Annotated in this window: 17 protein-coding genes; 10 read left to right on the top strand and 7 right to left on the bottom strand. The window is 66.6% G+C overall.

The features are described 5' to 3' along the window. Positions 1–78: 78 nt before the first annotated feature. Entirely contained in the window at positions 79–3543 is a 3465-nt protein-coding gene (gene mfd / locus IFT63_RS02710; protein ID WP_042612660.1) for a transcription-repair coupling factor, read from the top strand. Positions 3544–3717: 174 nt separating this feature from the next. Here mfd and IFT63_RS02705 read toward each other — a convergent pair whose 3' ends face one another. Next, complete coding sequence (locus tag IFT63_RS02705) at positions 3718–5814, bottom strand: M13 family metallopeptidase (RefSeq protein WP_192083174.1); 2097 nt, start codon at positions 5812–5814, stop codon at positions 3718–3720. A gap of 170 nt (positions 5815–5984) precedes the next feature. On the opposite strand from IFT63_RS02705, the gene IFT63_RS02700 reads away from it, so the two are divergent. Continuing rightward, positions 5985–6413 carry a DUF4262 domain-containing protein gene (locus tag IFT63_RS02700; protein WP_042612658.1) on the top strand — a complete coding sequence of 143 codons (429 nt, stop codon included), beginning with the start codon at positions 5985–5987 and terminating at the stop codon, positions 6411–6413. Positions 6414–6474: 61 nt separating this feature from the next. Here the strand turns inward: IFT63_RS02700 and gpmA are convergent, their stop codons facing one another. The 3 genes from gpmA to IFT63_RS02685 form a co-directional block, all read right to left on the bottom strand. Then, entirely contained in the window at positions 6475–7224 is a 750-nt protein-coding gene (gene gpmA / locus IFT63_RS02695; protein ID WP_042612657.1) for a 2,3-diphosphoglycerate-dependent phosphoglycerate mutase, read from the bottom strand. 67 nt (positions 7225–7291) lie between these two features. Next, a complete protein-coding gene (locus IFT63_RS02690; protein WP_042612656.1) occupies positions 7292–8254 on the bottom strand; it encodes a cation diffusion facilitator family transporter in 963 nt (320 codons plus the stop codon). Positions 8255–8339: 85 nt separating this feature from the next. Continuing rightward, entirely contained in the window at positions 8340–9542 is a 1203-nt protein-coding gene (locus IFT63_RS02685) for an MFS transporter (RefSeq protein ID WP_042612655.1), read from the bottom strand. Between the two features lie 81 nt (positions 9543–9623). Here IFT63_RS02685 and IFT63_RS02680 point away from each other — a divergent pair, with 81 nt between their 5' ends. From IFT63_RS02680 to IFT63_RS02655, 6 genes are all read left to right on the top strand, one after another. After that, positions 9624–10061 (top strand): helix-turn-helix domain-containing protein, encoded by a 438-nt coding sequence (locus IFT63_RS02680; protein ID WP_042612673.1) that lies wholly within the window; start codon positions 9624–9626, stop codon positions 10059–10061. Positions 10062–10150: 89 nt separating this feature from the next. Then, complete coding sequence (locus tag IFT63_RS02675) at positions 10151–10486, top strand: hypothetical protein (protein WP_197974207.1); 336 nt, start codon at positions 10151–10153, stop codon at positions 10484–10486. Beyond that, the gene (locus IFT63_RS02670) at positions 10483–12060 is read left to right on the top strand and encodes a PepSY-associated TM helix domain-containing protein (protein ID WP_042612654.1); all 1578 of its coding nucleotides are present in this window, start codon (positions 10483–10485) and stop codon (positions 12058–12060) included. The genes IFT63_RS02675 and IFT63_RS02670 overlap by 4 nt, the downstream gene beginning before the upstream one ends. Further along, a complete protein-coding gene (locus tag IFT63_RS02665) occupies positions 12057–12356 on the top strand; it encodes a DUF3325 domain-containing protein (RefSeq protein ID WP_042612653.1) in 300 nt (99 codons plus the stop codon). Before IFT63_RS02670 ends, IFT63_RS02665 begins: the two co-directional genes overlap by 4 nt. Positions 12357–12372: 16 nt before the next feature. Further along, a complete protein-coding gene (locus IFT63_RS02660) occupies positions 12373–14631 on the top strand; it encodes a TonB-dependent siderophore receptor (protein ID WP_192083173.1) in 2259 nt (752 codons plus the stop codon). Positions 14632–14708: 77 nt separating this feature from the next. Further along, entirely contained in the window at positions 14709–15812 is a 1104-nt protein-coding gene (locus IFT63_RS02655) for a metallophosphoesterase (protein ID WP_042612652.1), read from the top strand. Between the two features lie 39 nt (positions 15813–15851). On the opposite strand, the gene IFT63_RS02650 is transcribed toward IFT63_RS02655, so the two are convergent. Continuing rightward, positions 15852–18449: a TonB-dependent receptor gene (locus tag IFT63_RS02650; protein WP_080335049.1), complete on the bottom strand. Its 2598-nt coding sequence runs from the start codon at positions 18447–18449 to the stop codon at positions 15852–15854. Between the two features lie 395 nt (positions 18450–18844). Here IFT63_RS02650 and IFT63_RS02645 point away from each other — a divergent pair, with 395 nt between their 5' ends. Then, positions 18845–19900, top strand: a complete 1056-nt coding sequence (locus tag IFT63_RS02645; protein WP_192083172.1) for a low specificity L-threonine aldolase — start codon at positions 18845–18847, stop codon at positions 19898–19900. Positions 19901–20016: 116 nt separating this feature from the next. Here IFT63_RS02645 and IFT63_RS02640 read toward each other — a convergent pair whose 3' ends face one another. Together IFT63_RS02640 and IFT63_RS02635 are read right to left on the bottom strand one after the other, a co-directional pair. Further along, complete coding sequence (locus IFT63_RS02640; protein ID WP_042612649.1) at positions 20017–20379, bottom strand: glycine zipper 2TM domain-containing protein; 363 nt, start codon at positions 20377–20379, stop codon at positions 20017–20019. Positions 20380–20482: 103 nt separating this feature from the next. Beyond that, complete coding sequence (locus tag IFT63_RS02635; protein WP_249404382.1) at positions 20483–23227, bottom strand: PAS domain-containing protein; 2745 nt, start codon at positions 23225–23227, stop codon at positions 20483–20485. A 261-nt stretch (positions 23228–23488) separates the two neighbouring features. Here IFT63_RS02635 and IFT63_RS02630 point away from each other — a divergent pair, with 261 nt between their 5' ends. After that, complete coding sequence (locus tag IFT63_RS02630; RefSeq protein WP_042612648.1) at positions 23489–23881, top strand: ribonuclease inhibitor; 393 nt, start codon at positions 23489–23491, stop codon at positions 23879–23881. Positions 23882–23899: the final 18 nt, after the last annotated feature.

The following is a 23899-nucleotide window of genomic DNA, read 5'->3' as shown; positions in this document are numbered from 1 at the left end:
GGCGTGGGTCAGTACTCCCCCTGCTTGACGCGGTGTTGTCCGGGCCTGCACAGGCGGCTCTGGTAGAATCTGCGGCCAATGTCGCGCTCTCCCTATCCCGTTCCGCCGCTGCCCCGTCCGGGCCAGCTCCGCGCCTGGTGGCGCGCTCCCAGTTCGCCCACCGCGCTGGCCTGGTACCTCGCCCGTGCGGCGCAGGCACACGATGGCCCGGTGCTGGTCGTCGCGCCGGACAACCACGGCGCCAACCAGATCGAATCGGATCTGCGCACGCTGCTCGGCGATGATCCGTCGCTGCCGGTGGTGGCGTTCCCGGACTGGGAAACCCTGCCCTACGATCGCTTCAGTCCGCACCCGGACATCATTTCCCAACGCCTGTCCGCCCTGCATCGCCTGCCCGGGCTGAAGCGTGGGTTGGTGGTGGTGCCGGTGCAGACGTTGATGCAGCAGCTGGCGCCGAAACAATATGTGATCGGGGGCAGTTTCGATCTGGAGGTCGGCCAGCGGCTGGACCTGGATGCGGAAAAGCGGCGGCTGGAAAGCGCCGGGTACCGCAACGTGCCGCAGGTGATGGATCCGGGTGATTTCGCCGTGCGCGGCGGCCTGTTGGATGTGTACCCGATGGGTGCCAGCGAACCGCTCCGCGTGGAACTGCTGGACCAGGACATCGACACCATCCGCGCCTTCGACCCGGAAACCCAGCGTTCGCTGGAGAAGGTCCAGGCCGTGCACATGCTGCCCGGTCGCGAAGTGCCGATGGACGATGCCAGCATCTCGCGGGTGATGGACGCCCTGCGCGAACGCTTCGATGTCGACACGCGCCGCAGTTCGCTGTACCAGGACCTGAAATCCCGACTCGCGCCGGCGGGCATCGAGTACTACCTGCCGCTGTTCTTCGACCACACCGCGACGCTGTTCGATTACTTTTCCGCCGAGGTGCTTCCGGTGATCGCCGCCGGCGTCGGCGAAGCCGCGGCTGCCTTCTGGGCGCAGACCGGCCAGCGCTACGAACAGCGCCGGCACGACGTCGAACGCCCGCTGCTGCCGCCGGGGCAGCTGTACCTGTCGCCTGAACTGCTGCGCGAAAAGCTCAACGACCTGCCCCGCGTGGAAGTGTGGCCGCCCGGCCATGCGCGCATCGAGCAGGCACACGCGCTGGGTGACACCGCGCTGCCGCCGCTGCCGGTCGCTGCGCGTGATGCCGCGGCAGGCCAGGCGCTGGCCACCTTCATCGAGCAGTATCCCGGCCGCGTGCTGATCGCCTCCGATACCGCCGGTCGCCGCGAGGCGTTGCTGGAAGTCCTGCAGGCCGCCTCCCTGCGTCCGCCGGTGGTGGCCGACCTGCCGACCTTCCTGGCCGGCAGCGAGCGCTTCGCGATCACCGTTGCGCCGCTGGAGGACGGCTTCGCGCTGGACGATCCGCGCATCGCCGTGTTGACCGAACGCCAGCTGTTCCCCGAACGCGCAGCGCACCAGCGGCGCTCGCGTCGTGCCGGTCGCGAGCCCGAGGCGATCATCCGCGACCTCGGCGAACTGACCGAAGGCGCGCCGATCGTCCATGAAGACCATGGCGTAGGCCGTTACCGCGGACTGATCGCGATGGACGTCGGCGGCATGCCCGGCGAGTTCCTGGAAATCGAATATGCCAAGGGCGACCGGCTGTACGTACCGGTGGCCCAGCTGCACTTGATCAGCCGTTATTCCGGCGCATCGGCGGAAACCGCCCCGCTGCACTCATTGGGCGGCGAACAATGGACCAAGGCCAAGCGCAAGGCCGCCGAGAAAGTCCGTGACGTTGCCGCCGAGCTGCTGGAGATCCAGGCGCGCCGCCGCGCCCGCGCCGGGCTGGCACTGGATGTGGACCGCGCGATGTACGAACCGTTCGCCGCCGGCTTCCCGTTCGAGGAAACCCAGGACCAGCTGGCCGCCATCGATGCCACCCTGCGCGATCTTGCCAGCAGCCAGCCGATGGACCGCGTGGTCTGTGGTGACGTCGGCTTCGGCAAGACCGAAGTGGCCGTTCGCGCGGCGTTCGCCGCGGCCAGTGCCGGCAAGCAGGTCGCCGTGCTGGTGCCGACCACGCTGCTGGCCGAACAGCATTACCGCAACTTCCGCGACCGCTTCGCCGATTACCCGATGAAGGTGGAAGTGCTGTCGCGCTTCAAGTCCACCAAGGAGATCAAGGCCGAACTGGAGAAGGTCGCCGACGGCACCATCGACGTCATCATCGGTACCCACCGGCTGCTGCAGCCGGACGTGAAGTTCAAGGACCTCGGGCTGGTCGTGGTCGACGAGGAACAGCGCTTCGGCGTGCGCCAGAAGGAAGCGCTGAAAGCGATGCGTGCCAACGTGCACCTGCTGACCCTGACCGCCACGCCTATTCCGCGAACGCTCAACATGGCCATGGCCGGGCTGCGCGACCTGTCGATCATCGCCACCCCGCCGCCGAACCGGCTGGCGGTGCAGACCTTCATCAGCCAATGGGACGATGCGCTGCTGCGCGAAGCCTTCCAGCGCGAGCTGGCCCGCGGCGGCCAGCTGTACTTCCTGCACAACGACGTGGAAAGCATCGGCCGCATGCAGCGTGAGCTGTCCGAGCTGGTACCCGAGGCCCGCATCGGCATCGCCCACGGACAGATGCCCGAGCGCGAGCTGGAACGGGTGATGCTGGAGTTCCAGAAGCAGCGCTTCAACGTGCTGCTGTCGACCACGATCATCGAATCGGGCATCGACATCCCCAACGCCAACACCATCATCATCAACCGCGCCGACCGTTTCGGCCTGGCCCAGCTGCACCAGCTGCGCGGCCGCGTGGGACGTTCGCATCATCGTGCCTACGCCTACCTGGTGGTGCCGGACCGCCGCTCGATCACCCCGGATGCGGAGAAGCGCCTGGAAGCCATCGCCTCGATGGACGAGCTGGGCGCGGGCTTCACACTGGCCACCCACGACCTGGAGATCCGCGGCGCCGGCGAACTGCTGGGCGAAGACCAGAGCGGGCAGATGGCCGAAGTGGGCTTCAGCCTGTACACCGAACTGCTGGAACGCGCCGTGCGCAGCATCCGGCTGGGCAAGCTGCCCGATTTGGACGCCGGCGAGGAAGCGCGTGGGGCCGAAGTGGAACTGCATGTGCCCTCGCTGATCCCCAACGACTACCTGCCCGACGTGCATACCCGCCTGACGCTGTACAAGCGCATTTCCAGCGCGCGCGACAGTGCGGCACTGCGCGAGCTGCAGGTGGAGATGATCGACCGCTTCGGCCTGCTGCCGGATGCGGCCAAGCACCTGTTCGCCATTGCCGAACTGAAGCTGCAGGCCAATGAGCTGGGCATCCGCAAGCTGGACCTGGGCGAGGCCGGCGGCCGCATCGTGTTCGAGGCCAAGCCGAACATCGATCCGATGTCGGTGATCCAGCTGATCCAGAAGCAGTCGAATCTGTACAGCATGGATGGCCCGGACAAACTGCGCATCAAGCATCCACTGCCGCTGCCGGAAGACCGCTTCAATGCGGCCAAGGCGCTGTTGACGACGCTGGCGCCGGGCTGACCCGGCACCGTCAGGTGACCTCGCCGGAGTGGTAGCGCCGAGCCATGCTCGGCGAGCGCAGCGGCAAGGCAGCACCCGCGTGACGACCAGCGGTCGTCGCTACCGGCGCTACGCCGCCGCCAAAGAAAAACCCGGCGTGCGCCGGGTTTTTCCTGTTTCAACGGCAGCGCATGATCACCAGATGACCACGCGCTTGTCGTCGGCGCGCACCATCGGCTGGCCGGCCTTGCACTCGAACGCCGCCGCGAACGCCGGCATGTTCGACGGCGCACCGTTGGCACGGAAGTTCGCCGGCGCATGCGGATCGGTGTTCAGGCGTACGCGCAGCTCGCCATCGGTGAAGTTGCGGCGCCACACCGTGGCCCAGTTCATGAAGAAACGCTGGTCCTGCGTGTAGCCGTCCACCGGTACATTCTTCGAAGGATCTTCCTTCAGCGCCATCTGCAGCGCGTCATAGGCCACGGTCAGTCCGCCCAGGTCGCCGATGTTCTCGCCCAGGGTCAGCTTGCCCTTGACGTTGACGCCCGGCACGGCTTCGTAGCCATCGAACTGCGCCACCAGCTGGTCGGTGCGCTGGGTGAAGGCGCTGCGATCCGCGTCGGTCCACCAGTTGTCGAAGTTGCCGTTGGCGGCGAACTGGCTGCCCGAATCGTCGTAGCCGTGCATCATCTCGTGGCCGATCACCGCGCCGATGCCGCCGTAGTTCAGCGCCGGATCGGCCTTGGCGTCGAAGAACGGTGCCTGCAGGATCGCCGCCGGGAACACGATCTCGTTCTTGGTAGCGTTGTAGTACGCGTTGACGGTCTGCGGGGTCATGCCCCACTCGGTCTTGTCCACCGGCTTGCCGATCTTGTCCAGCATGTAACGGTAGTTGTACGCACGCGCTGCCTGCATGTTGCCCAGGAAGCTGTCGCCGTTGGTCTGCAGGCCCGACCAGTCACGCCACTTGTCCGGGTAGCCGATCTTCGGGGTGAAGCTGGCCCACTTCTCCAGCGCCTTCTTGCGGGTGTCTTCGCCCATCCATTCCAGCTTCTCCAGGCGGGCCTTGAGCGCTTCGGACAAGTTCTCCACCAGGTGCTGCATCTGCTCCTTGCTTTCGGCCGGGAACACCGCGTCCACGTACAGCTGGCCGAGCGCTTCTCCCATGCCGGTGTTGACCGAATCCAGCACGCGCTTCCAGCGCGGCTGCATCTCCTGCTGGCCGCGCAGGGTCTTGCCGTAGAAATCGAAGTTGGCCTTTTCCACGTTGCTGCTCAGGTACGGCGCAGCATCGTCGATGGTGTGGAAGCGCAGGTACGCCTGCCAGGTGGCGGCCGGGACGTCGGCCAGCATCTTGTCCACTTCGGTGAAGAACTGCGGCTGGGCCAGCGAGAACTTCTGCGCGGCCGGCACCTTCAGCGTGTCGAACAGGGCGGTCCAGCTGAAGTTCGGGGTGAGCTTGTCCGCGTCGGCGGCGCTGACCGGGTTGTAACGCTTGGACGGATCACGCATTTCGATGCGCGACAGCGAGGCGTTGGCCAGGCGGGTTTCGAAGGCCAGCACGGCTTTGGCCTGGTCGGACGCCTGCGCGGCGTCCACGCCGGACAGGGTCAACACCTGGGCAATGTAGGCCACGTAGGCATCGCGGATCTTCGCCTGCGATGCATCGAAGTAGTAGCCCTTTTCCGGCAGCCCCAGGCCACCCTGGCCGACATAGGCGATGACGTTGGCCGAGTCCTTGTAATCCGCGTTGGCGAACAGCGAGAACAGCACGCCCTGCCCCTGTGCCTGGCTGTCGCGCAGGTACTGGGTGATCGCGGCGGTGTCGCCCAGCGCGGCGATCTTGTCCAGCTGCGGCTGCAGCGGCGCCAGTCCGGCGGCTTCGATCTTCGCCTCGTCGCTGCCGGTCTTCCAGATGTCACCGATCTTGGCTTCCACGCTGCCGGCCTTGGCCTCGCTGGCTGCGGCCTGCTGGACCAATGCATGCTGCACTTCCAGCGAGCGCTCGCGCAGGATCTCGAAGCTGCCCCACGTGGTCTGGTCGCCCGGCACCGGGTTGGCGCTCAACCACTTCTGGTTGACGAACGCATTGAGGTCGGTACAGGCCGAGATGGCAGTGTCCAGGTCGGCGCTGTCGAGCGAGATCAGCGGCGTCTTGATCAGCGACTGGTCGAAGGCCGGCTTGGCCGCATCGGCAGTGGCGGCGGGCGCGGTTTCGGTCTTGCCGCAGGCCGCCAGCGAGGCGGCGATGGCAACGGTCAGGCCCAACGGGGCCAGGGTGCGCAACTTCATGGGACTCTCCGACAGGTAATCCCCGAGGGTAGCCCGGACATGGGGCCCAGGGGACCGCCAAAGGTCACGCCGCGCGCATGGCCGCCACACGTGTGACACTGGCGGTCGTCCTTCACGATCAACGGGCAGGCTTTCACATGACAACAGCGGATAGACCCCAGGATCGCAGAGTGGCCGACGATATCCGCGCGCACGGCTGGCATTGTCTGCACATCTTGCCCGGACCGGACGGCGAAACCGGCTTCTCCTACTCGATAGGCTTCCAGGCGACGTATGACGCGCCGGAAGTGATGGTGTTCGGGCTCCAGCGTTCCAAGGCGCACGCGCTGCTGAGCGAGTGCGCGCAGCTGCTTGCAGACGGCCACCGGATCGATACCGGCGTGGAAGATGCGAAGGTGCTCGATGGGGACTACAAGGTCATCTTCCGCGCGGTGCGCGAGGACTGCCATGACGACTACCTCGGCATGGCGGTGCGTCACCGTGGCGGGCAGCCCCTGCAGGCCGTGGTCATGTTCCTGCCGGACAAGGAACACCGCTTCGCCTGGCAACCCGGTTACGACGATGCCCAGGCCGATGAGGCGCTGGGCATCGTGGTGTAGTGCCGACCTTGGTCGGCACCATTGCAACGACTGCCGACCAAGGTCGGCACTACAACCGCCTTTACTTCGCCTTGCCCTGGTTGGCCACCGCTTCGGCGGCCTTGCGCGCGGCTTCCGGGTCGCCCAGGTAACGGAACGACTGCACCGTCAGGTCATCGTTGAGCTCGAACAGCAGCGGGATGCCGGTCGGAATGTTCAGTTCCAGGATCTGCTCGCGCGAGACGTTGTTGAGGTACTTGTACAGCGCACGCAGCGAGTTGCCATGCGCGGTGACCAGCACGGTCTTGCCGTCCTTCAACTGCGGGGCGATCGAATCGAACCAGTACGGCAGCACGCGGTCCAGCGTGGTGGCCAGCGATTCGGTACCCGGCAGCGCGTTGCGGTCCAGCGTGGCATAGCGGCGGTCGTGCAGCGGATGGCCCGGATCCTCGATGTCCATCGTCGGCGGCGGGATGTCGTAGGAACGGCGCCAGATCTTGACCTGTTCCTCGCCATGCTTGGCCGCGGTTTCCGCCTTGTCCAGGCCCTGCAGGCCGCCGTAATGGCGTTCGTTCAAGCGCCAGCTCTTGCTGACCGGCAGCCAATCCTGGTCCATTTCGGCCAGCGCACCCTGCAGGGTGTGGATGGCACGCTTGAGCACGGAGGTATGGGCCACGTCGAACTGCAGGCCTTCTTCGCGCATCAGGCGACCGGCGGCAGCCGCTTCCTGGCGCCCCTTGTCGGTCAGCTCCACGTCGACCCAACCGGTGAAGCGGTTGTCCAGGTTCCACTGGCTCTGGCCGTGGCGCAACAGTACGAGTTTACGAGTCACTGCAGGGTCTCCAACATCGGGAAGGCAGGCGGCCATTGTAGACGGTGAAAGAACGCCGGGCGCCGGCTCAGTGGTGGACATGGCCATGATGGCCGTGACGGTCGTGGTCGTGACCGTGCTCGTGTGCCGTCGGCGCCGGTCCCACCGCGCAGGCATCGCCACAATGCTCGGCTTCCAGTTGCAGCGTCACATGGTCGATGTCGTGGCGCTCGTGCAGCGCGTCGGCCAGCTCGCGCCGCACCTGGTCCGCATCGGCGCCTTCGCGCAGCACCACGTGGGCGCTCAACGCCGGCGTGCTGGAGGCCAGAGCCCATACGTGCAGGTCGTGCACGTCCACCACCGCGCCGTGGTTGCACAGGCTGCTGCGCACATCGGCCAGCACGACGCCTTTCGGCACGCCTTCCAGCAGCACGTTGATCGCTTCACGCATCAGCACCCAGGTCCGCGGCAGCACCCACAGGCCGATCAGCACCGCCAGGATCGGATCGATCACCTTCCAGCCGGTCCAGCGGATCAGCAGCGCGCCGATGATCACCGCTACAGATCCCAGCATGTCCGCCCAGACTTCGAGGTAGGCGCCTTTGACGTTCAGGCTCTCGCCGCTGCCGGCCTTGAGCAGGCGCATCGAGACCAGGTTCACTGCCAGGCCCACCGCGGCGATCACCAGCATGCCGGTGGAAGCAATCTCCTGCGGCTGGCGGAACCGGGCGATGGCCTCCCACAGGATGTAGCCGGCCACCACGAACAACATGCCACCATTGAACATCGCACCCAGCGCTTCCAGCCGCGCGTAGCCGTAGGTACGGCGGGCATCGGGGGGACGCCGGCTCAGCCGTACCGCGACCAGCGCGATCATCAAAGCCAGGGTGTCGGTGGCCATGTGCGCCGCATCGGACAGCAGCGCCAGGCTGTTGGTCACGAACGCGCCGATGATTTCCACGAGCAGGAACGCGGCGGTCAGGCCCAGTGCCCACCACAGCGGCTTTTCGTGGCGGATTTCAGCGGGAAGATGGTTGTGGTCGTGGCCCATCAGGGTCTCCTGTGTGTTGCCGGCAGGCTACGCCCCACGTGCAGGGGATACCATCACACCGGTTATAACATCGCCCTCGACGCGGTCATCTGCAGCGCACTGCGGCGGTCCCGTGCCAGCGCGCCGCGACCCACCAGAGGCAGGCCAGCAGCGCAACGCCCGCGCCTGCGCTGCAGACCCCTGTCCACCCCACGTGTGCCTGCAACGCGGGCCCGGCCGCCGCCCCCATGCCGCTGCCCACCGCGTAGAACAGCATGTACAGCGCGATCAGCTGCCCGTGCACGGGCTCCGCCGCCCGCAGCACCAGCGCCTGGTTGCTCACATGCAAGGCCTGGCCGCCGAGGTCCAGCAACACGATGCCCAGCAGCAACCACCCCAGTGAAGTGGGCAGCTGCAGCAGCGGCAGCCATGCCAGCAGCATCAGCAACAAGGCCGCAGCGCTCACCGCGCGCCCATGACCGTGGTCCATCCAGCGGCCCACCCGCCCCGCCAGCAAGGCGCCCGCCAGCCCGGCCAGGCCCAGCGCGCCGATACCCGTCGTGGACCAGGCCAACGGCGGTGCCGACAGCGCAAGCGACCCCGCACTCCAGAACAGGTTGAGGCCGGCGAACAGCAGCAACGCCAGCACGCCCCGTTCGCGCAGCGTCGCATCCGCGCACAGCAAACGCCACATCGACGCCATGACGCCGCGTTGATGGACTCGCCCCTGCGCTACCGGCATCGGCGGCAAGCACCGCCACAGCAGCATCCCCAGCGCAGCAATCAGCACCGCCGAACCGGCGTACACCGCGCGCCATCCCAGCCCGGCGGCTACCGTCCCGGACACCACGCGTGCCAACAGCAGGCCAGCGAATACACCGCCCTGCACGGTGCCGACGTGGCGGCCGCGTACCGCTGGCGTGGCCATCGCCGCCGTGCAGGTGATCAAGGCCTGCGTGCAGGCCGTCCCGAACAGGCCCACCAGCAGCATGCCGAGCAGCAGGGACACGCTTCCGCGCGCGGCAGCCAGCCATAGCAGCGACAACGCCAGCAGACCGAACTGCAACAGCAGCAAGCCTCGGCGTTCACGCCGATCAGCAAGCGGCAGCAGGATCAACAGCGCCAGCACGCTGCCCACCTGGGTGGCCGCCACCACCATTCCGGCCATCGCGGCATCCATCCGGAAGGCATCGGCCAGGCGGTCCAGCAGTGGCTGTGCGTAGTAGACATTGGCAACGCTGGCGCCGGCCGCAGTGGCAAGCAGGAACAGCCTGGGGCCGACAACCGGGGAGGGGGTAGACTTCTTCATGGACCAGTTTCAAATTGCAACTGCTCGCACCGTAGGTAGTTTGGTTTTAAAATGCAACCAGAATCCATCGCCGAGCCGACCATGCCCAGTTCCTCCCCCTGCCCCGTGGCCCGCGCCACCGAGCTGCTCGGCGACCGCTGGATCCTGCTGATCGTCCGCGACGCCTTCGATGGCGTGCACCGCTTCAGCGACTTCCAACGCAGCCTCGGGGTGGCCCGCAATATCCTCAGCGAACGTCTGCGCCGCCTTGTCGACGGCGGCGTGCTGGCACTGCAGCCGGCCGCCGATGGCACCTCTTACCAGCAGTACGTGCTCACCGAGGCGGGCACTGCGCTGTTTCCGGTCGTGGTTGCGTTGCGGCAGTGGGGCCAGGCGCAGCGCTTCACTCCGGGCGAGCCGCACTCGCGACTGGTGGAGCGCAGCAGCGGCCGTGAACTGCCGTACATGCAACCCCGCACGCCGCGAGGTCGCGTGCTGGAGGCCGCCGACACCTTGGTGCTCAAGCTCGACCCGGGCTGAAGCGCATCCCCCGATCGAGGGGTCGACAGCACCGTTGCGCTCAAATAGCATCTGCTCGCAATTGCACACGGTTCTCATTCATCTTCAGAATGTCGACATCCTCCTGTTCCCTTCCGCCTGCCCGCGCACCGGCCAAGCGCAACGCGCGCGGCGCCGGCCATGGGGTGCTGTGGGCACGCGGTGGCCTGGCCCTGCTCGGCGGCTACGCAGTCGCAGCAACGTGGGCGGCGGGCTTGGCGCGTCTGTTGCCGGGCGGTGCGGCGGACACCGCGCTGATCGCCACCATGCTCTCCTTTCTCGTCTACACCGCAGCGGCAATCTGGGCGTTCGCCGCGCGCAGCACCGCACGTGCCGCACTGGGGCTGCTGATGGCGGGGGCGCTCGGGCTGACCATCGCCTGGCTGCTGCGCGGAGGCTCGGCATGAGCCTGGGCGGCATCCGCCAATCGCAATCGGTGCTGCACACCTGGTCCGGCCTGCTGGTCGGCTGGGTACTGTTCCTGATCTTCATCGCCGGCACCGCTGCTTACTGGCGCGTTGAACTGACGCGCTGGATGCAGCCGGAAACCGGGCTGCCTGCCACCGCCCCGGTCGCGCTGGAACAGGCGCAGCGCTTCCTGGCGCGCACCGCGCCGGACGCCCAGCGCTGGTCCATCGAACTACCCGGCCACCGCAGCAGCGCCACCACGGTCAGCTGGCAGCCGCCGGGCGCGGCCGAGCGCCGGCGTGGCCAGCGCAATCCCTACCAGGCCACGTTGGACGCCCAGGGCAATCCGGTCCAGGTCCGCGAAACCCGTGGTGGCGATTTTTTCTATCGGCTGCATTTCGACCTGCACTACGTGCCGGTGCTGTGGGCGCGCTGGTTCGTCTGCTTCTGCACGATGTTCATGCTGGTGGCCATCGTCAGCGGGGTGATCACCCACAAGAAGATCTTCACCGACTTCTTCACCCTCCGCCGTGGCAAGGGCCAGCGCAGCTGGCTGGACGGCCACAATGCGCTGGCCGTACTGTCCCTGCCCTTCCATCTGATGATCACCTATACCGGCCTGATCACCCTGATGACGCTGTACATGCCGTGGGCGGTGGATGCCAACTTCAGCGGCGGCCGCGATGCGTTCTTCGCCGAGCTGTTCCCTCGCGCGGCGAAGGTCGAGCCTCGCCACGTCGCCGCCACCCCGCCAGACCTGAAGGACGTGCTGCACCGCGCCGAACTGCAGTGGGGCGATGGCCGCGGCGGCTCGGTCCAGGTGGAACACCCCGCAGACGCGGCGATGCGCATCAGCGTGCGCCGGCAATCGGGAGATCGCATCGCCGACGCCGACCAGACACTCACTTTCGATGCGAGCGGCAGCTTGGTCGACGAGGCTGGCGCGAGGTCGGCAGTGGTGGTCACCCGCGACGGCATGATCGGCCTGCACGCGGCGCGGTTCGCGCCCGTTGCGATGCGCTGGCTGTTCTTCCTGTCCGGCGTCGCCGGCACGCTGATGGTGGCCACCGGGCTGGTGCTGTGGACGGTCAAGCGCCGCGCCCAATTGCCCGACCCGGCGCGCCCGCACCTGGGTTTCCGCATTGTCGAACGCCTCAACATCGCCTTTGTGGCCGGCCTGCCGGTGGCCATGCTGGCCTTCCTGTGGGGCAGTCGGCTGCTGCCGCTGGAACTGGCCGACCGCAGCGATGCCGAAGTCCGCGTGTTCTTCTACACGTGGGCGGCCTGCCTGCTGCACGCGCTGCTACGCCTGCCACGACGCAGCTGGGTGGAACAGCTCGCGCTGGCCGGCGTGCTGGCGCTGGGGCTTCCGGTCTACAACCTCATCGCCTGGCACGGCGGACTGTTCAGCGCATTGGGCGAGGGCGACGGCGCAAAGGCCGGCATCGATATCGGCCTGCTGCTGATCGGCAGCGGCCTTCTGTGGTGCGCCCGCAAGGTCCATCGGTTCGTGCCCGCCATGCGCAAGCCGCGCACGACGCGCAGCACATCCACCGCCGAGGCCAAGCTGTGAGCGTGCTGGCCCTGCTGCTGGCCACCCTCGCCTTTGCCTGCCTGGCCTTGGCGATGGAGCGCCATCACCGCGATGTTGCCGGGTACCCGCCTGCAGCGGCGCGCCGACGCCTGCTGCGGTTGCTGGGATGCGGCAGCCTCGCCGCCAGCCTGGCGGCCAGCATCGGCGCCTGGGGCATTGCGTGGGGCGTGGTCGGCTGGTGCGGCGTACTCGCCGCCGCTGCCGGAGCGATGGTGCTCTGGCTCAGCTTCCGCCACCCGGCCATGCCGGCACCACGCCCGTCTTCCCGCTCCTGATACCGAGATCCCGCTGATGAAAACGCTGTCCCCTGGCGCCCCGCGCCGGCATGTCCTTGCCGTGTCCCTGGCCGCTGGCTGGCTGCTTGCCGCCCCGCTGGCCTCCGCCCAGTCCACGCCCACAGCCGCCGTGAACGACGTGCCCGAGGCCACCGAACTGGACCGCGTGATGGTCACCCAGCGCACCGAGGGCTACCAGGTATATGGCACCAACACCGCCACCAAGCTGCCGCTGACCCTGCGTGAGACGCCGCAGTCGCTGACCGTGTTCACCCGCCAGCGCATCGAAGACTTCAACCTGATCACCATTGCCGAGGTGCTGCAGCAGACCCCCGGCATCACCGTGCAGTCCTACGACAGCAACCGCACGCTGTTCAACGCACGCGGCTTCGCCATCAACAACTTCATGTTCGATGGCATCCCCACCAACTACACCACCGGCGCCGGCGGCAACTCCATCCTCAGTGATACCTCGGTGTACGAGCGCATCGAGATCGTCCGCGGCGCCAGCGGCCTGGTCACCGGTTCAGGCAATCCGTCGGCCACGGTCAACATGGTGCGCAAGCGTCCCACCGACACCTTCCGGGCCAGCACCAGCCTGAGTGCCGGATCATGGGATTACAAGCGCGCCGAACTGGATGTGTCCGGCCCGTTGAGCAAGGGCGGCCGCGTTCGCGGGCGCGTGGTCGGCGCCTACACCGACAAGGAAAGCTGGGTGCGCTTCCAGCACGACACCTCGCCCAGCCTGTATGGCGTGATCGAAGCCGACCTGACCGACAGCACCCGCCTGCGCGCTGGCATCGACTACCTGAAGACCGAATCCGATGGGGGCGCGTGGAGCGCATCACCGTTGTTCTTCCGCGATGGCAGCCGCGCGAAGATGTCGCGCTCCTACAGCGCCGCGGCACGCTGGAACGAGTGGAACCGCGAAAGCACCAACTACTTCGCCACGCTGGAACAGCAGCTGGCCGCAGGCTGGAGTGGCCGCATCGCCTACAACCACCGTGCCACCGATACTGATTCGCTGCTGCTGGCCGGTTCCAACAGCTACAACGCCTCGCGTGGCACCGGCTTTGCCGATCCCATCACCGGCCTGGGCCTTTCCGTTTCGGACACCTACTCGGTGTCGGAAACCCGCGAGGACGCCTTCGACCTCTACGCCTCCGGCCCATTCCAACTGTTCGGCCGCCAGCATGAACTGGTGCTCGGCGTGAACCACTACGACCGCGACCTGGACACGATCCGCGCCGGCATCACCTCGCGCCCCTACAGCACCACCGCGTTCCCCAGCATCTTCACGTGGGACGGCAACATCGGCAAGCCGACCACCTTCAATGCCGGCATCCCGTCCAGCATCACCCACACCACCGAAACCGGCTACTACGCCGCCGTGCGCCTGAACCCGATCGACCCGCTGAAGGTCATCGCCGGCGTGCGCTACTCCGACTACGAAACCACCACCGACGGTTACAACGTGGACGGCGTGTTCACCGGGCAGACCGCACGCACCACCGCGCACGTCGCCACCCCGTACGTGGGCGTCATCCATGACCTCAGCTCCAGCATCAGCGCGTTCGCCAGTTATTCGGATGTTTTCCAGGCCACGGCGCGGCGCGACATCAACAACCAGTTGCTCGACCCCACCACGGGCGGCAACTACGAGTACGGCCTGAAGGGCGAGTTCTTCGGCGGCCGCCTTTATACCGCGCTCAACGGCTTCTACATGGAGCAGGACAACGTATCGGAGATCGATCCGGCGGCCGGCGACATCAAGCTGCCCGATGGCAGCACACCGTACATTGCGCGTGCCGGCATCAAGACCCAGGGCGGCGAATTCGAGGTGTCCGGCTCCATCACCGAGCGTTGGAGCATGACCGGCGGCTACACCTACGCCTACAGCAGCAATCCGGATGGAAGCCGCTTCGGCTCCACCAGCCCGATGCACCTGGCACGCTTCAATACCACCTACCGCCTGGGTGACTGGTCCGTTGGCGGTGGTTTCACCGTGCAGAGCGACATCTCCCAGACCCAGCCGATTCCCACCGGCCGTTTCAACGCCAATGGCACGCCGGACACCGCCGAAGGGGCGGTCCGCCAAGGGGGCTACGTCCTGTTCGACCTGATGGGCCGCTACCGCATCAACGACAACGTCAGCGTCGGGGTGACCGTCACCAATCTGCTGGACAAGGTCTACTACCGCAACGTCGGCTTCTTCAATTCCGGTTACTGGGGCGAGCCGCGGCGGGTGTTGTTCAACGTCCGCGCGAAGTTCTGACCCGGCCTGCGCACAACGGGTAGGATCATGGGCGGGGCCTTCGCGGCCCTGCCCGATTCCTTCCCGGATGTCCCGCCATGATCCATTGCACCACGCCCCTTCTGCTGCTTGCCGGCCTGCTTGCAAGCACGGCATCCAGCGCGCGCGAAGTCCCCGCGCCAGCCGCCCACGTCGACGCCGATGGTCCTTACATCGTGCGTGACGGCGAGCAGGTGCAGGCGCGCTGGATATGCGATGACAAGGTGGTCACCCGCGAGCAGACCGCCACCCGCGTCGCGCCGGTCTGTGGTTATCCGCACCCCGTGGACGTCGCCCCCGGGGCGGTCGCAGCGGTGGACGTACTGCCTGCCGTGCCGCGCGTGGTGGTGCTGTCCGACATCCACGGCCAGTACGACCTGCTGGTGCAGCTGCTGCGCGCCAACGGCATCATCGATGCGCAGGACCGCTGGGCGCGGGGTACCGACACGCTGGTCGTGGCAGGCGATGTGTTTGATCGCGGGCCGAAGGTGACCGAGGCCTTCTGGCTGCTGTACGGCCTGCAGCAGCAAGCCAGCGCTGCAGGCGGCGCGGTGCACTTCGTCCTGGGCAACCACGAGACGATGGTGCTGTACGACGACCTGCGCTACGTCAATCCGAAGTACCTGCGCAGTGCGCAGCTGCTGGGTCGCAGCTACCCCCAGCTGTACGGTCCTGACTCGGTGATCGGCCAATGGCTGCGCACCCGGCCGGTCCTGCTGCGCATCGGCGATACGCTGTTCCTGCACGGTGGCATCTCACCGGATGCACTCGCGCTGGCGCTGGATCCGGCGGCGACCAATGCCGCCTACCGGTCCTCGCTGGGCCTCCCGCGCGAGCAGGTGAAAGCCGACCCATCCACTGCCCCCCTGTACGACGGCAAGACCAGCCCGATCTGGTACCGCGGCTATTTCGATGGCCGCCTGGATACGGAGGGCGTGCAGGCGGTGCTGGATGGTCTCGGACTGAAACGCATCGTGGTCGGCCACACCTCGATGCCGCACGTGAGCAGCTTCCATGGCGATCGCGTCATCGCAGTCGACAGCAGCATCAAGAACGGCGAGAACGGCGAACTGTTGTTCATGGAAGAAGGCCGGCTGAGCCGTGGCCTGCTGGACGGTAAGCGGGTGCCGCTCGCGCCTGGCGTGATCGGGCTCGACGACTGAGTCTCCCCTCCCGGCACACACTGGCCCCTTCAGCCGCAGTCACAGGCGGAAACGCGCCCCTACCGTATAGGTGCGCTCGGGCGAGGCGAAGTCGCGTGGGAAGGCCGGACTGCCGAAATAGTTGCGGGTCGAGCCGCCAAGCAGGTTGGTCGCCTCGGCGAACACGGTGATGCGCTCGTTGACGTCGTAGTTCAATGCTACGTCCAGCCAGTCCTCGTCGGCATGCCGGATCTCGCTGGGCTGGTCACCGGAACTGTTGAAACTGGCCGTATAGTCGGTACGACGATTCCACGCCAAGCGGGCCGAGAAGCGGTCGTACTGGTACATCAGCACCGCGTTGAAAGCATGCTTGGACACATTGGTCAACGGCTGCATCTGTCCGGTCGGCGATTCGGCTTCGGCGCTGATGCGGGTGTAGTTGAGCTGGGTGCCGAAGCCGGACAGCCAACCTGGCAGGAAGTCGTAGAACTGGCTGTAACCCACCTCGAATCCCTTCAGCGTGCCTTCCCCTGTATTGCGCGGGCGGGTGATCGAATACGTGGTGCCACCGATCACTTCATCATCGGCATAGCGCTGCACGTAGCCGTCCAGCCTGCGATGGAACACGGCGGCCGACAACAACGAGCCGGGCTGGAAATACCACTCCAGCGAGGCATCCAGGTTCTTCGACTCCACCGCCTGCAGCTCCGGATTGCCGCCATTGCCACGCGCCGGCAGGCTGTCGGTGGACTCATACAGGCTGAGCTGCGGATTGAGGTCGGCGAAGTTCGGGCGGGCGATGGTCTGGCTACCGGACAGCCGCAGGATCAGGTCTTCGCGCAGCGAGAAATTTGCGCTGGCATTGGGCAGGAACTTCGTCTGCGATGTCTTTATCCGGCTGGGCACGTCCACGCCATCGAGGGTCCGCGTGCCGCTGAGCTCGGATTCCAACCGGGTGGCGCGCACCCCGATGCGGCCATCCACCGGGATGCTGCCCAGCGTAGTGCCCCAGTTGAGCTGCAGGTAGGCGGCGTAGTTGTCTTCGCGGTTGTCGAAGAACAGCGAGGCCAGTTCGGCCGGTGCGTCCGGCGACTGGCCCATGACCTGGCGCAGCTGCGCGGTCTGCTGCAGCAGGTAGTCCGCGTTGGCGACCGCCCAGCGGTCGGTGGAGAACGCGCGGGCGCCATCCAGCATGCCACCGGGTGATACGTCGGCCAGCCCCGCGACATCGCTGGCGTACACCCGGCTGCCGGTGATGTTGTCCATCGCGCCCGGATCGCCACCGTGGTTGGAAGCAGTGCGACGGCTGATCCGCAGCCCCGCATCGAGTGAACTGAACGGCCCGGCTTCGAACTGGAAGGTGCTGTCGCCGCGCCATGCCCACTCCTCGCCTTTCTGCTCGTCCCAGCTGTCGTAGTACTGGCTGAGGTACCAGTTGGCCGGGTGGGTGACATCGTATGCCGAGCCATCGGCCTGGGTGACCCACGTATCGGGCACCCCACCGGCATCGCGCATATGCATCAACGGCGCCTCCATGCCCATGTCCAGGGTCATCGCGCGGTGTTTGTTGGTGCTCCAGGTGTAGGCCAGTTCGGTGGACAGACTGATGGTGTCGTTGTGCCATTTGCCGCCCAACGCCGCCTGGAAGGTATCGGAGGTCTGCTTGTGTGCCTGCGTGCTGGACAGCGTGTAGAGGTCGCGCGCGACGAAGCCGTCCATCACGTTGCTGCCGGGGCGAAGGCTCACGGATTCCACGTTGCCCGGGTTCACCAGGCCGGGGAACGGCATCCAGTAATTGACGTTGTTGCGGCCCTCGTAATTGACATAGAACGTGTCGAGATAGACCTCGCTGTTGTCCGTCGGCGCCCATTGGAAGGTGAAGTTGGCCGCGCGCCGCTTATGCGTGTTGTTCGCCACCAGCCCGCCGGCGTTGTACGGCACGAAGATCTCCTGGGAGGGATCAGCCGGATTGGCAACACGATCGTAGGTGCCATGGAAGCTGTTGCTCTCCTGGTAGGGGCGCTGCTGCAGCGAGATGCTGCCCAGCACGCCCATGCGCCCGTGTCCGCTGTCCCAGTTGTGTGCGGCGGTCAGGCTGCCGTTGGGCTTGGTGTCATCCGCCTGGTCACCGCGGACGGCACTGATGCTGCCGGCAAGCGTGGTGGCCTTGTCCAGGTCGAACGGCTTGCGCAGGTGCACGTCGATGCTGCCGCCGATGCCCCCTTCCAGGAACTTCGCGCTGCCGGTCTTGTAGACGTCCACGCTCTGCAGCAGGTCGGCCGGAATGTCCTGCAGGGCAATGCCGCGCCCGCTGGCGGTGAACACGTTGCGGCCGTCGAAGGTCGTCACCACGTCCGGCAGGCCGCGTACCAGCACCGTGCCGACTTCCGCACCGCCACGCGCCACCTGCACACCGGTGACCCGCTGCAGTGCGGCGGCCACGCTGTTGTCAGGCAGCTTGCCGATGTCTTCAGCGACGACTGAATCGCTGATCTCCGCCTTGGCCTGCTTGGCCTCCACCGCGCCGGTCGCACTGCCGCGCACGCCGCGCACCTGCACCGAATCCAGTTGCTTCGCAGCCACCGGCGCGGACGGTTCCGATGCCGTGGCCGGCACCTGCGCCTGCGCCTGCGCAGTGCCCACCATGCCCATGATCATCGAAGGAAGCAGCGCGCGCCGAAGCAGGAGGGGCGTCGGCATGCGGCGGCGGCGCGGGGGAGCGGATGGGGACATGCAGGGTATTCCTTTCGAGGTGCGGCGCCAGACAAAGGCATGCACCTCCCCGGCCGGCAGCAACGGGTGCGCAGGGGGATCCTGGGGGAGCACGCGCCAGGCAGGCAGCGCTGGACGGGGTGACGAGTTGTGTGCCGATCCCGACAGATCGGTCGTGCGCATTAGAGCAACCAAAAACGTAAATTTACGTTCGCTGCCAGTGATCGAGTCGTTGCGCGCCACACGCGCCCTTGCACATACGGTGCACGGATCAGATCCATAAACCGCAGGTGGGTTGCACGCGGTACGCTTTGCCAATGTCATCCAGTGAAGGGCCTTGCATGAATTTCGGCAGTGACAACCAGTCCGGCGTTTCGCCACGTATCCTTGATGCACTCATCGCGGCGTCCTCGGGCACCGCCGCCTCGTATGGCAATGATGCGTGGACCCGCCAGGCCGAACAGGCGATCGCGCGCGTGTTCGAGCACGACGTGAAGGCCTTCTTCGTGGCCACCGGCACCGCCGCCAACTGCCTTGCCCTTTCTGCAGTTGCGCAGCCTTGGAATGCCATCCTGTGTCATGCGCAGGCGCACCTGATCAGCGATGAATCCACTGCACCGGAGTTCTTCACCGGTGGCGCGCGCCTGCTGCCGATCGCCACCGACAGCGGCAAGATCACCCCGGCGGCGCTGCGCGATACGCTCAAGCGGCTGCCCGATGCGCGGCCGCACAGCGTCAAGCCGGCGGCAATATCGCTGGCACAGGCCACCGAGAACGGCCTGGTGTACACGCCCGCCGAACTGAAGGCGCTGTCCGACCTCGCCCATGAGCACGGGCTGCGCGTGCACATGGATGGGGCACGGTTGGCCAACGCGGTGGCGGCGCTGGGCTGCACGCCTGCCGAAATGACCGTGCACGCTGGCATCGACGTGCTGTCCTTCGGTGCGTCCAAGGACGGCGCATTGGCGGCAGAGGCGGTGGTCTTCTTCAAGCCGGAACTTGCCGAGGGATTCGATTACCGGCGCAAGCGCGCCGGCCAACTGGTATCCAAGGGACGCCTGTTCGGCGCCCAGTTCACCGCCTGGCTGCAGGACGACCATTGGCTGGAACTGGCCGCGCAGGCGAATCATGCAGCCCAGGTGCTCGCCACCACCCTGCAGGCGCATGCGGACATCCGCCTGGCCTGGCCGGTGCAGGCCAACGAAGTCTTTGTAGTGATGCCCAGAATGCTGCTGGAACGCCTGCTCGCTGCCGACGTTCAGTGTTACGACTGGTACCCGGACAGCCTGCCACCGTCAATGCCGCTGGGCGCTGACGAGGTACCGGTGCGCTTTGTCACGGCGTGGTCGACCAGCCAGCAGCAGTTGGATGAATTCGCCGGGGTGCTGGGCAGCTGATGCCGGCAGGCAGTTACGCTCCCGCGTGGTCGTCGGCCGTGCCACGAACGCAGGAGGGCGGCCAAAGCCGCCCTCGTGTTGCTGCTATGACAGTCGCGTTGCGCCTGTCAGCGGTCTTACCTGTACTCGCGCTCGCAGCGACGCTCGACCACGCGATCCCCGGTCTTCTGCTGGTGACGGCCCTGGATGTTGCGGCCTGCCGCGCCGCCGGCCACGGCGCCGGCGACGGTGGCGAGCTTCTTGCCGTTGCCGCCACCGATCTGGTTGCCCAGCAGGCCACCCACCACCGCGCCGGTGGCGGTACCTGCGATGCGGTTGGAATCCTTGCTGTTGCGCTGCACTTCCACGTTGCGGCAAACCACGCGGCTGCCGTCGTCGAAGCGACGACCTTCATCGCGCGGGCCGTAGGTCTGCGCGGACACCGCCGAGGATGCGGCCATCAGGGCGCCAGCGCACAAAAGGGAGATGGACATCTTCATCGGGGACTCCTTCACGGTCCGGGTGTATGCCGACAGTCTTCCCGTGACGCTGGGAAACCGGGGTGAATTTCCGTGCAGGCACTGTGCAGGCGGGTCGCCCTGTTCAGCCAGCGGTGGGCCGTGGCGACCGAGGGGCGTCTTCGCTGCGGGACAGCAATGCGTCCGCGCGACGCACCAGCTCGGCCGCGGAAAACGGCTTGGCCAGCACTTCCATCCCTGCTTCCATGTGCCCGGCGCCGACCGCCGCACTGGCCGCGTAGCCGGTGATGAACATGACCGGCAAGCCGGGTCGACATTGCCGGCCGGCGTCGGCGACCTGCCGGCCATTCAAGGGTCCGGTCAGTCCGACGTCAGTCAGCAGAAGATCGATCGGCTCCACCGAGCGCAACACGTCCAATGCAGGCGGCCCCTCGGAGGCTTCGATCACCCGATAGCCTGCCGACACCAGCACCTCACTGACCAGTACGCGCACTGCGGTTTCGTCTTCCACCAGCAGCACGGTGCGCGTCGGCCCGCGTCGCACTCTGTGTTCGGCCACCGCCGCCACCGGGTCCGCCGGCGCCTGCATGCCTTCGGCCATCCGCGGCAGGTAGAGATGCATCGTGGTGCCCTGCATGGGGCGGGAATCCACCTGGACCTGACCACCGGACTGCCGCGTGAACCCGTAGATCATCGACAGCCCGAGGCCGGTGCCCTGGCCGATCGGCTTGGTGGTGAAGAACGGCTCGAACACCTTGGCTACGACGTCCGCTTCCATGCCCGTGCCACTGTCGCGCACTGACAGGCGCACATAGGGGCCAGGCGGAAGTTCAAGCGCCGCCGCATCGGTACCGGCCAGGTCGATGGCGTGGCTGCTGATGTCCAGTGTTCCGCCATCAGGCATGGCATCGCGTGCATTGATGCACAGGTTCAACAGCGCATTCTCAAGCTGGGGCCCATCGACCTGCACCGTGGCACCGCCATCGTCGAAAGCGGTGCTGATGGTGATCGACGGCCCAAGCGAGCGGGTGATGATCTCCATCATCCCGAGCACCATCTGCTCCACCACCACACCGGTGGGGGCCAGGGTCTGCCGCCGCGAGAACGCCAGCAGTCTCTGGGTCAGCGCCGCGGCGCGGTCGGCACCGGAACGCGCCATTTCCACGTAGCGGCCCAGGTCGTCGATACGTCCCTGCGCGACCCGCATTTCCAGCAGTTCCAGCCCCATCGACACCGACGTCAGCAGATTGTTGAAATCATGCGCGATGCCGCCGGTAAGCTGGCCGACCGCTTCCATTTTCTGGCTCTGGCGCAGCTTTTCTTCGGTCATCAACAACTCGGCACTGCGTTCGCGCACGCGCTCTTCCAGGGTGACCGTCAGCTGCTGCAGCCGCTCTTCGGCCTCGCGCTTCCCGGTGATGTCCGTGGCCGTGCCGAACCATTCGCTGACCGACCCGTCCGCGTCCAACATGGGTACCACGCGCATCAGCACCCAGCGATGGCTGCCGTTGCGCAGCGGCGTGCGGTGCTGGATCTCGAACGGCTTCTTGTGCCGGTCCGCCTCGGCAATGGCGGCATCCACCATGGCGCGGTCATCAGGATGTACGAAGGCTTCCCGCCAGTTCCAGTCTGGCGGCAACAATTGCGCGGTATCGCCTTGGCGCAGTATCTGCCGGCGCTCGCGCCAGTCCGCCGACAGCGCATACAGCACCTGCGAAGAGGCAGCGACCAGCGCGCCGAGCCGCCGCTCGCTGGCGGCAAGGGCATCGATCGCAGCCCGCTCCAGGGTGCGGTCGCGCAGCACGATGACGAAGCCGATCGCGGTGCCCTCCTCGTCACGCAGCAGGGTCAATGCGCCCTGGGCCCAGAAGGTTTCGCCGGTCTTTCGCAGCAAGGGGCGCTCGCCGGACAGCCCGCCTTCGGCCAGCGCCACCTTCATCCCGTGCTGGAACCGGCCTGCCCGGCGATCCTTCTCCAGGTAGAAGCGCTCGGGGGTCTGCCCCAGCATCTCCGCTTCGGTCCAGCCAAGCGTATGCCGTGCACCTTCGTTCCACAGCGTGATGCGCCCTTCCAGGTCCATGGCGAAGATGGCGTAGTCCATCGCACTGTCCATGATCTGCCGATGCCGCGCCTCGCTGCGCCTGAGCCTGCGCTGCAACGCCACCTGCGAGGTGACATCCAGGCCCTGCACGAACACGCCGATCGACTGGCCCGCCTCGTCCTTGACCGGCTGGAAGACGATGTCCAGCTTGCGTGGCTCGGCCGTGCTGCCGTCGGCAGCGAGCGGGTCATAGGTCACCTCCGTACCGATGTAGGTCTCCCCGCTGCGGTACACCTGGTCCAGCAGCGGCAGGTAGCCCTGGTCGATCACTTCAGGGATCGCATCGGCCAGCCGCTGGCCGATCACCGGCCGATTCCCGACCATCTCGGCGTATCGCGGATTGGCCAGCTCCACCCGGTGCTCCGGCCCACTCAGGAAGGCCATGAACATCGGTGATTTCTCGAACAGGGCGATCAGCCGCTCGTTCTCATGGGCCAGCCGCTGCTGCGCCACGATGGCCTGGGTGACTTCGCGGGTCACGCAGAACACCCCACCGACACGGCCGTCCTCAAGCAGGATCGGCGAGAACGAGAACGTCCACCAGGTGTCTTCCACCGCTCCATGGCGGTTCATCTGCACCGGCATGTTGTCGAAGCGCGATGATTCTCCTGCCAAAGCCTGTTCAATGGGCCCCCTCACTGCGTCCCACGCATCGGCCCACAGCGTGCGCAGCGGCGCGCCCATCGCCTGTTCCAGCCGCGGGCCGAGGATCGGGCTGTAGGCATCGTTGAACAGGAACACCAGCTCATCACCCCACACCAGGTACATGCTCTCCGGACTGGCCAGCATCAGGCTGGTGGCATGCCGCAGTGCGAGTGGCCAGCCATCCGGATGGCCAAGCGAAGTAGCGTGCCAGTCATGGACGCGCACGCGATCGGCCGCATCCCCGTCGGTGAAGGGGAATCCGCGTTGGGCCTTGCCCAGGTAGGGGGAAGTCGACAAGACTGCGGACGCCAGGACCAGGAAAGCGGGCAATCTAATGCACAAGTGGCGGCAACAGTGTCAATGCGTTCCCTCGCGGGGCGTTGCATGAGCATCGAATTCACGCTGCACGGCAGCGTTGTTCTCGATATTCCCTCGCTCTACGCCGAGCTCAACCGCGTGTTCATGGCAGACGAGGACTGGGCGCTCGGCAACAGCCTGGATGCGCTGGATGACCTGCTGTATGGCGGCTATGGCGCACTGCAAGGCCACAAGGCAGTAACGGTGGTCTGGCAGGACATGGAAACCAGCCGCGCCGCGCTCGGCGTGACAGCCACCATAGCCTGGCTGCAGCACAAGCTGGACCAGCCAGGAACCTTCAACACGGCCGCCCTGCAGGCGCAGCTGTGGGCCCTGCAGCAAGGCCACGGGCAGACCTACTTCGACATCGTGCTGGACATCTTCGCCAGCCACCCGCAGATCCACCTGCAGCCCGCGTGACGGGTGATGGCGCCCTGC

This window comes from Stenotrophomonas sp. CFBP 13724 (genome assembly GCF_014841975.1).
Classification (GTDB): domain Bacteria; phylum Pseudomonadota; class Gammaproteobacteria; order Xanthomonadales; family Xanthomonadaceae; genus Stenotrophomonas; species Stenotrophomonas lacuserhaii.
The sequence above is the reverse complement of the archived record's forward strand: the minus strand, read 5'-3'. Positions and strand labels throughout refer to the sequence as shown.

What these genes read in the sequence shown, in the direction of transcription:
- IFT63_RS02685 (WP_042612655.1), bottom strand. Translation starts at nt 9,542, where the DNA reads ATGAAGAAGTCTACCCCCTCCCCGGTTGTCGGCCCCAGGCTGTTCCTG.
- IFT63_RS02680 (WP_042612673.1), top strand. Translation starts at nt 9,624, where the DNA reads ATGCCCAGTTCCTCCCCCTGCCCCGTGGCCCGCGCCACCGAGCTGCTC.
- IFT63_RS02675 (WP_197974207.1), top strand. Translation starts at nt 10,151, where the DNA reads ATGTCGACATCCTCCTGTTCCCTTCCGCCTGCCCGCGCACCGGCCAAG.
- IFT63_RS02705 (WP_192083174.1), bottom strand. Translation starts at nt 5,814, where the DNA reads ATGAAGTTGCGCACCCTGGCCCCGTTGGGCCTGACCGTTGCCATCGCC.
- IFT63_RS02635 (WP_249404382.1), bottom strand. Translation starts at nt 23,227, where the DNA reads ATGTACCTGGTGTGGGGTGATGAGCTGGTGTTCCTGTTCAACGATGCC.
- mfd (WP_042612660.1), top strand. Translation starts at nt 79, where the DNA reads ATGTCGCGCTCTCCCTATCCCGTTCCGCCGCTGCCCCGTCCGGGCCAG.
- IFT63_RS02670 (WP_042612654.1), top strand. Translation starts at nt 10,483, where the DNA reads ATGAGCCTGGGCGGCATCCGCCAATCGCAATCGGTGCTGCACACCTGG.
- IFT63_RS02630 (WP_042612648.1), top strand. Translation starts at nt 23,489, where the DNA reads ATGAGCATCGAATTCACGCTGCACGGCAGCGTTGTTCTCGATATTCCC.
- IFT63_RS02690 (WP_042612656.1), bottom strand. Translation starts at nt 8,254, where the DNA reads ATGGGCCACGACCACAACCATCTTCCCGCTGAAATCCGCCACGAAAAG.
- IFT63_RS02645 (WP_192083172.1), top strand. Translation starts at nt 18,845, where the DNA reads ATGAATTTCGGCAGTGACAACCAGTCCGGCGTTTCGCCACGTATCCTT.
- IFT63_RS02660 (WP_192083173.1), top strand. Translation starts at nt 12,373, where the DNA reads ATGAAAACGCTGTCCCCTGGCGCCCCGCGCCGGCATGTCCTTGCCGTG.
- IFT63_RS02650 (WP_080335049.1), bottom strand. Translation starts at nt 18,449, where the DNA reads ATGATCATGGGCATGGTGGGCACTGCGCAGGCGCAGGCGCAGGTGCCG.
- IFT63_RS02640 (WP_042612649.1), bottom strand. Translation starts at nt 20,379, where the DNA reads ATGAAGATGTCCATCTCCCTTTTGTGCGCTGGCGCCCTGATGGCCGCA.
- IFT63_RS02655 (WP_042612652.1), top strand. Translation starts at nt 14,709, where the DNA reads ATGATCCATTGCACCACGCCCCTTCTGCTGCTTGCCGGCCTGCTTGCA.